This window comes from Oceanitalea stevensii, from assembly GCF_014837105.1.
GTDB lineage: Bacteria > Actinomycetota > Actinomycetes > Actinomycetales > Actinomycetaceae > Oceanitalea > Oceanitalea stevensii.
Genome location: NZ_JACSPO010000008.1, coordinates 114,989 through 121,011, shown reverse-complemented (window position 1 = coordinate 121,011; position 6,023 = coordinate 114,989). Strand labels below are relative to the sequence as shown.

Annotated in this window: 8 protein-coding genes; 7 read left to right on the top strand and 1 reads right to left on the bottom strand. The window is 71.7% G+C overall.

The features are described from left to right. Positions 1–623: 623 nt before the first annotated feature. Positions 624–2,111, bottom strand: coding sequence for an NAD-dependent malic enzyme (locus H9624_RS13085; protein WP_251840331.1), 1,488 nt, complete (start codon positions 2,109–2,111; stop codon positions 624–626). 202 nt (positions 2,112–2,313) lie between these two features. Here H9624_RS13085 and H9624_RS13080 point away from each other — a divergent pair, with 202 nt between their 5' ends. From H9624_RS13080 to tatC, 7 genes are all read left to right on the top strand, one after another. Beyond that, positions 2,314–2,886: a DoxX family protein gene (locus H9624_RS13080; RefSeq protein ID WP_251840330.1), complete on the top strand. Its 573-nt coding sequence runs from the start codon at positions 2,314–2,316 to the stop codon at positions 2,884–2,886. 94 nt (positions 2,887–2,980) lie between these two features. Beyond that, on the top strand, positions 2,981–3,316 hold the full coding sequence (locus H9624_RS13075; protein WP_251840329.1) for a carboxymuconolactone decarboxylase family protein: 336 nt from the start codon (positions 2,981–2,983) through the stop codon (positions 3,314–3,316). After that, a complete protein-coding gene (locus H9624_RS13070) occupies positions 3,313–3,597 on the top strand; it encodes a DUF6457 domain-containing protein (RefSeq protein WP_251840328.1) in 285 nt (94 codons plus the stop codon). Before H9624_RS13075 ends, H9624_RS13070 begins: the two co-directional genes overlap by 4 nt. A gap of 9 nt (positions 3,598–3,606) precedes the next feature. Beyond that, a complete protein-coding gene (locus tag H9624_RS13065) occupies positions 3,607–4,542 on the top strand; it encodes a DUF362 domain-containing protein (RefSeq protein WP_251840327.1) in 936 nt (311 codons plus the stop codon). Positions 4,543–4,603: 61 nt separating this feature from the next. Beyond that, a complete protein-coding gene (locus H9624_RS13060; RefSeq protein WP_251840326.1) occupies positions 4,604–4,939 on the top strand; it encodes a twin-arginine translocase TatA/TatE family subunit in 336 nt (111 codons plus the stop codon). A 48-nt stretch (positions 4,940–4,987) separates the two neighbouring features. Then, positions 4,988–5,224 (top strand): Sec-independent protein translocase subunit TatA, encoded by a 237-nt coding sequence (tatA, locus tag H9624_RS13055; RefSeq protein ID WP_251840325.1) that lies wholly within the window; start codon positions 4,988–4,990, stop codon positions 5,222–5,224. Beyond that, positions 5,221–6,018 carry a twin-arginine translocase subunit TatC gene (gene tatC, locus H9624_RS13050; protein WP_251840324.1) on the top strand — a complete coding sequence of 266 codons (798 nt, stop codon included), beginning with the start codon at positions 5,221–5,223 and terminating at the stop codon, positions 6,016–6,018. Before tatA ends, tatC begins: the two co-directional genes overlap by 4 nt. Positions 6,019–6,023 lie beyond the last annotated feature (5 nt).

Sequence of the window (6,023 nt, the reverse complement as noted above, 5' to 3'; positions counted from 1 at the left end):
GAGCCAGGATCAAACTCTCCGTAAATGTCTATCGCCACCCCCGAAGAGGTAACAACCATACGAAGAAACACCCACCACCAAAAGCAGTGAGCGATCCAGGCAAACACCCACCCGCAGAAAGGAAACCACGGACGAGCATCAACCAAACAAACTAACAACCCCGACACCACCGATCCACCCCACCACAACGGCAGGGCACCACGACAACGCCAAGGCCATATTTGGCATCAAAAACTTGGCACACTGTTGAGTTCTCAAGAAACAGACACACACCGCCAGACCCACACCAACCGTGCAGACCCGGAACGGGGCTATCTTCCAGCTGTCCCGGCACGACCCAGTGGCTTCAGCCCGCTGTGCGAGCATCGCCCTGAACCCTGTCGAGTTCCGACTGTCCGAAGCGGCGCCGACTGAGCGGCGCCCTGTTCAGTAGTCGTTCCGGCGGGACCGGCCACCGAGCCTCTCAGCTCCTGGTGTCCGTGCCTCCCTTGCCGGCTCGAGAATCATAGGCAGGCGACGGACCCCCGGTCAAGCCGGGTCGAACGGCCCGATCCATGCGCTGGGAACCGCGCCGTTCCGCGGAAAAGTAGGCCCTTACCGGCCAGCGGCCGCCCGGGTGTGCGTCACGGCACATGCGGGTCGTCCTCGCCCGGCTGGCGCCCCGGCCACGTGACCCGGGCGTCCTCTGCCGCCTGGTCCGCGAGGGCGGGCGACCGACCGGCGGCACGCGCCTCCTCGGCCTCCCCGCGCACGGCGTCGGCGACGGCCTCGGCGACCCGGGTGTCGAAGACGCCGGGGATGACGAAGGACGGGTTGAGCTCGTCGTCCCCGACGACGCCGGCGATGGCGACGGCAGCACGCCGCATCGTCTCCTGGGTGACGTCGCGCGCGCCGGCGTCGAGCAGGCCGCGGAAGAGGCCGGGGAAGGCCAGCACGTTGTTGATCTGGTTGGGGTAGTCGCTGCGGCCGGTCGCCACGACGGCCGCGTGCGCGGCCGCGGCGATGGGGTCGACCTCCGGAACGGGGTTGGCGAGAGCGAAGACGATGGACCGCTCCCCCATCCGAGCGACGTCGTCACCGGTGAGAATGTCGCCGGCACTGACACCGATGAAGACGTCCGCCCCCTCCAGGCCCTCCTGCAGGGTGCCGGAGAAGCCCTCGGGGTTGGTGTTCGCCGCGATCCACTGGTGGTGCTCCCCCGGGGTGTCGCTGCCCGTGTGGATGGCGCCCTCGCGGTCGAAGCCGACGATGTTGCGCGCACCCTGGGCGTGCAGCAGCCGGATGACGGCCGAGCCCGCGGCGCCCACGCCCGCGACGGCGATACGGACGTCCTCGATGCGCTTGTCCACCACCTTGAGGGCGTTGATGAGCGCGGCGAGCACGACGATGGCCGTGCCGTGCTGGTCGTCGTGGAAGACGGGGATGTCGAGCTCCGCGCGCAGGCGCCGCTCGATCTCGAAGCAGCGCGGGGCCGAGATGTCCTCGAGGTTCACCCCGCCGTACACCGGCGCCAGCGCCTTGACGATCGAGATGATCTCCTCGGTGTCCGTCGTGTCCAGGCACACCGGCCAGGCGTCGACGCCGGCGAACTTCTTGAAGAGCGCCGCCTTGCCCTCCATGACGGGCAGTGCCGCGGCCGGTCCGATGTTCCCCAGCCCCAGCACTGCCGTCCCGTCGGTGACGACGGCGACCGTGTTCCGCTTGATGGTGAGGCGTCGGGCGTCCTCGGGCCGCTCGGCGATCGCGAGGCACACGCGGGCGACGCCGGGTGTGTAGGCCCGGGACAGGTCGCGCCGGGTGCGCAGCGGAACCTTCAGACCCACCTCGATCTTCCCTCCCAGGTGCATGAGGAAGGTCGAGTCGGAGACCTTGAGGACGTGGACGTCCTCGAGGGCGTCCAGTGCGTCCACCACCCGCTGGCTGTGCGGCCCGTCGATCGTGTCGCAGGTGAGGTCGACCGTGAGGTGGTCGGTGCTCGACTGCGCGATGTCGACACCGGTGACGGAGGCGCCCTGCGCGGCGGCCGCCGCCACCAGCTCGCTCGTCGCCGCCTGCGAGGCGGGCACCTGCACGCGCATGGTGATCGTGTAGCTCGGGCTGGGCAGTGCCATCGGTGTCAGTCCTCTCGCCGTGGGCGCGGCGTCGCGACCACCGCCATTATCGGCCAACCCGCGGGCGCGGGCCGCTCGAGGCGGCCCCGGCGCGCCGTGTCGGGAAAGTCGGGACCTTGGCCCCGTTTGCCGGACAAGTCCGAAGAGGACGCTTGTGCATGACAGCACCACACGGCACCACCCACAAGCAAGGAGAACTCCGATGGCCACCACGACCACCCCCGCCAGAGGCTCCGCCCAGGGCCGCGGCAGCACGACCCTGTACATGGACGACATCGTCACCCGGCCCGGCGCGCAGGCCGCGCTCGCCGTGGGACGCATCGTCATCGGCTTCTACTTCCTGTGGGCCTTCCTCGACAAGACCTTCGGCCTCGGCTTCTCGACGCCGAGCGAGCGGGCCTGGATCAACGGCGGCACACCTGCCCAGGGCTACCTCGGCAACCTCCCGCCGGAGCAGCCGCTGGCCGAGCTGTTCCAGTCCCTGTTCCTCAACCCCTTCGGCGACATCGTCTTCATGCTCGGCCTCCTCGGCATCGGCGTCGCGATGATCACCGGCGCGGGCGTGCGCATCGCGGCCGTCAGCGGCACCCTGCTCATGGCCTTCATGTACGTCGTCGCCCTCCCCTGGGTGGGTGAGCACGGCACCAACCCCGTCCTCGACTCCCACTGGATGGAGGCACTGCTCCTCATCATCGCCGCGGTGACCCTCTCCGGTGACAAGTGGGGCCTGGGCAAGTGGTGGGCCGGCAAGGTCGGCAACAGCTGGCTCCGCTGACCCCCTGCACCCGCCGAGGACCGGGCACGACCGGTCCTCGGCGCTCGTGCGTCTCCCCCGATCCGCCGAAAGGAGCTGTGCCACGATGACGCGCATGGACGAGAGCACCGAGTACCTGCCCGAGGTCTACCAGTCCTTCCGTCGCCGCTTCGGCGACGTCGTCGAGCGCCACGACGCCGTGGCCCGGGCCGTCGACGACGCCGGGCCGCTCGACGAGCGCACGGTGCGTCTGGTCAAGCTCGGCATCGCGCTGGGCTCCCAGGCGGACGGCGCCGTGCGCTCCAACGTCCGCAAGGCCCTGGAGGCGGGTGCCAGCCGCGAGGAGGTCGAGCAGGTGGTCCTGCTCGGGCTCACCACGCGCGGCTTCCCGGCGACGATCGCCGCCTGGACATGGGCGCGCGAGGTCCTCGAGGCGGAGGACCGGCCGTGAGCGACGAGCGGATGGCCCAGATGCACGAGTGGCTGCACGAGGTGTGCGCCGAGCTCGGCGTCGACCCCGCCGTCGTCGAGAGCACGGCCGAGCCCCTCCTCGCGCTCGTCGGCCAGGTGGCCCACGGTCCGACCCGTCCGGGCGCCCCGCTCACGGCGTTCCTCGTCGGTCTGGCGGCGGGCGCCGCGGGACGGGAGCTGGACACGGCCGCCACCGTGCGCGACGTGACCGAGCGGGCCGAGGCCGTCGAGCGGCTCGTCGCCTCCCGGACGGCACGCTGACCCCACGCCATGTCCGACCCCGTCCGGGCGCTGCTGCGGTGGCTCGCCGCGCACGACACCCCCGAGCGCGTCCTGCTGCTCTGCGCGGAGGCCGAGCCGCCGCCGGTGGCACGCGGGACGGTCGTCGTCCGCCTCGAGGGCTGTGTCCCCGACGTCGGGGTGGGGCTGCCGGCCCAGCTCCTCGCGTCGGGCGTGGGTGTCGTCGAGGTGCTGCCCTGCCCGACCGACCCCGGTCCCGCCGCCGCCCACGTCGCCGCGTGGAGCGCCGTCCTTCCCGACGGCGTCGCCTCCTTCTCTCCCCCGAGCCGCCGGCGGTCGCGGCCCGAGGTCCTCGTCCTGGGGCAGATCCCGCTCCCCCGGCGCACCCTGCTCGGTCTGGGCCTGCGCGACCGCACCCCCCTCGACCTCGACCTCGACGACGCCGGCCGCACCCTCGCCGCGCTCCGGCTGCTCGAGGAGGCCGGCCGCGCCCGCCCGCGCGAGGACCCCGCCGCGGCTGCCGAGGGCACCGCCGCATCGCCGACGGCCGCGGCAGCCGCGCGGCTCCTCGTCGAGGGGTGCACGGCCTGCGGCGTGTGTGTGCTGGCCTGCCCCCACGACGCGCTCGTCCTCGACCACGCCGACGGCGTGAGCACCCTGACCCACCTGCGCGAGCAGTGCCGCTCCGAGCTCGAGTGCGTCCGGCTCTGCCCGGTGGACGCCTACTCGACCACCGGCCCGCTCGCTCTCGCCGAGCTGCTCGAGGAGCCCGTCGCCGTCCTCGCCCGGCTCACCACGGCAGCCTGCGAGCGCTGCGGTGCCCGGCACCCCGCCGATGAGGGTGCGCTGTGCCCCACGTGCCGGTACCGGGAGGGCAACGCCTTCGGCTCGGCGCTGCCCCCTGCCCTCCTCGCCCGGCTGGGCCGGGAAGCCGGACCACAGGCAGGAGCGCGGGAAGGGGACTAATGCCCCAGACCACGCCCTCCGGGCGCACCTAGCCTGGCAGTAGCCGGCGTGAGGAGGAGCGATGAACCTGTTCGGCATCAGCTCGGTCGAGCTCGTCATCGTGCTCGTCGTCGTCGTGCTCGTCCTCGGTCCGTCCGGGTTCGCCCAGGCGGTGCGGGCCTTCCGCAGGGGCGTCGAGCTCGTGCGCACCTGGAGCGCCCGGCTGCGGGAGGAGGCACAGCGCGACTCCGCGGCCGTCGGCCTGGAGGAGCTCGACCTCTCCTCCCTGGACCTGCGCCAGTACGACCCGCGCGAGATCGTGCGCCAGGCCGTCCGCGAGGAGATGGACGCCTGGATGAAGCAGGGCGCCGCCGGACCGGGACCGAAGTCCGACCTTCCGCCCGGAACGGGCCGTTAGGTTCGATACGACGGCCTGGACCAGGCCGCTTCGACGCTGGGAGACACCATGAGACCGACCCACATCCTCATCCTGCTCATCGTCCTCGTCATCCTCTTCGGGGCCAAGCGACTGCCCGACGTCGCCCGGTCCGTCGGACAGTCGATGAAGGTGTTCAAGAAGGAGATCACCGAGCTGCAGGAGGACGTCGTTCCCGTCGCTCCCGTCGCCACCACGCAGGCCACCACGCCCGCCCCCGCGCCGGCCACGCCGGCGGCCGGCGGGACGGCACCGACGGACAGATGAGGTCGCGCCGGCGCGCCAACCCGGAGCGGGCGATGAGCGTCGGCGCCCACCTCCGTGAGCTGCGCAAGAGACTCGTCCTCGTCCTGCTCGGCCTCGCCGTCGGGACGACGGCGGGCTGGTTCCTCTACGAACCGGTCATGGCCTTCCTCCAGGAGCCGTTGACGGAGATCAGCGGCGGCAGCTCGCAGCTGAACTTCCAGACCATCGGCGCCGCCTTCGAGCTCCAGCTCAAGGTGGCCTTCTGGGCCGGAGCCATCCTGTCCAGCCCGTGGTGGATCTACCAGATCGGCGCGTTCATCGGCCCGGGCCTCAAGCGCGGCGAGAGGTTCCACGCGCTGGCCTTCGGCGCTGCGGGCATCGTCCTGTTCGCAGCCGGAGCCGTCTCCGGCGTGCTCGTCGTGCCGCGGGCGGTGACGGCACTGCTGTCCTTCGTCCCCGACGACGCCGCGGCGCTGCTCAGTGCCACCTCCTTCGTCAGCTTCTTCATGTACCTCGTGCTGGCCTTCGGGCTCTCCTTCCTCCTGCCCGAGGTCCTCGTGGCGCTGAACTTCCTCGGGATCCTGCCCGCGCGCACGATGCTGCGCGGCTGGCGCTGGGCCGTCGTCGTGGCCTTCACCTTCGCCGCGATGATCAACCCGCTGCCCAACCCCGTGTTCATGATCGGCCAGGCCCTGGCGCTCGTCGGGCTCTACCTGCTCGCGGTGGGTGTGGCCGCCCTGCGCGAGGCCGCCCAGCGCCGTCGTGCTGCCCGGGCCGATGCACCGGCGCCGGCGCCGGCGTCCTCCCACGCCTGAGCGCT

Coding starts and splice junctions, on each gene's coding strand:
- H9624_RS13065 (WP_251840327.1), top strand. CDS start 3,607: ATGTCCGACCCCGTCCGGGCGCTGCTGCGGTGGCTCGCCGCGCACGAC.
- tatC (WP_251840324.1), top strand. CDS start 5,221: ATGAGGTCGCGCCGGCGCGCCAACCCGGAGCGGGCGATGAGCGTCGGC.
- H9624_RS13080 (WP_251840330.1), top strand. CDS start 2,314: ATGGCCACCACGACCACCCCCGCCAGAGGCTCCGCCCAGGGCCGCGGC.
- H9624_RS13075 (WP_251840329.1), top strand. CDS start 2,981: ATGGACGAGAGCACCGAGTACCTGCCCGAGGTCTACCAGTCCTTCCGT.
- tatA (WP_251840325.1), top strand. CDS start 4,988: ATGAGACCGACCCACATCCTCATCCTGCTCATCGTCCTCGTCATCCTC.
- H9624_RS13060 (WP_251840326.1), top strand. CDS start 4,604: ATGAACCTGTTCGGCATCAGCTCGGTCGAGCTCGTCATCGTGCTCGTC.
- H9624_RS13085 (WP_251840331.1), bottom strand. CDS start 2,111: ATGGCACTGCCCAGCCCGAGCTACACGATCACCATGCGCGTGCAGGTG.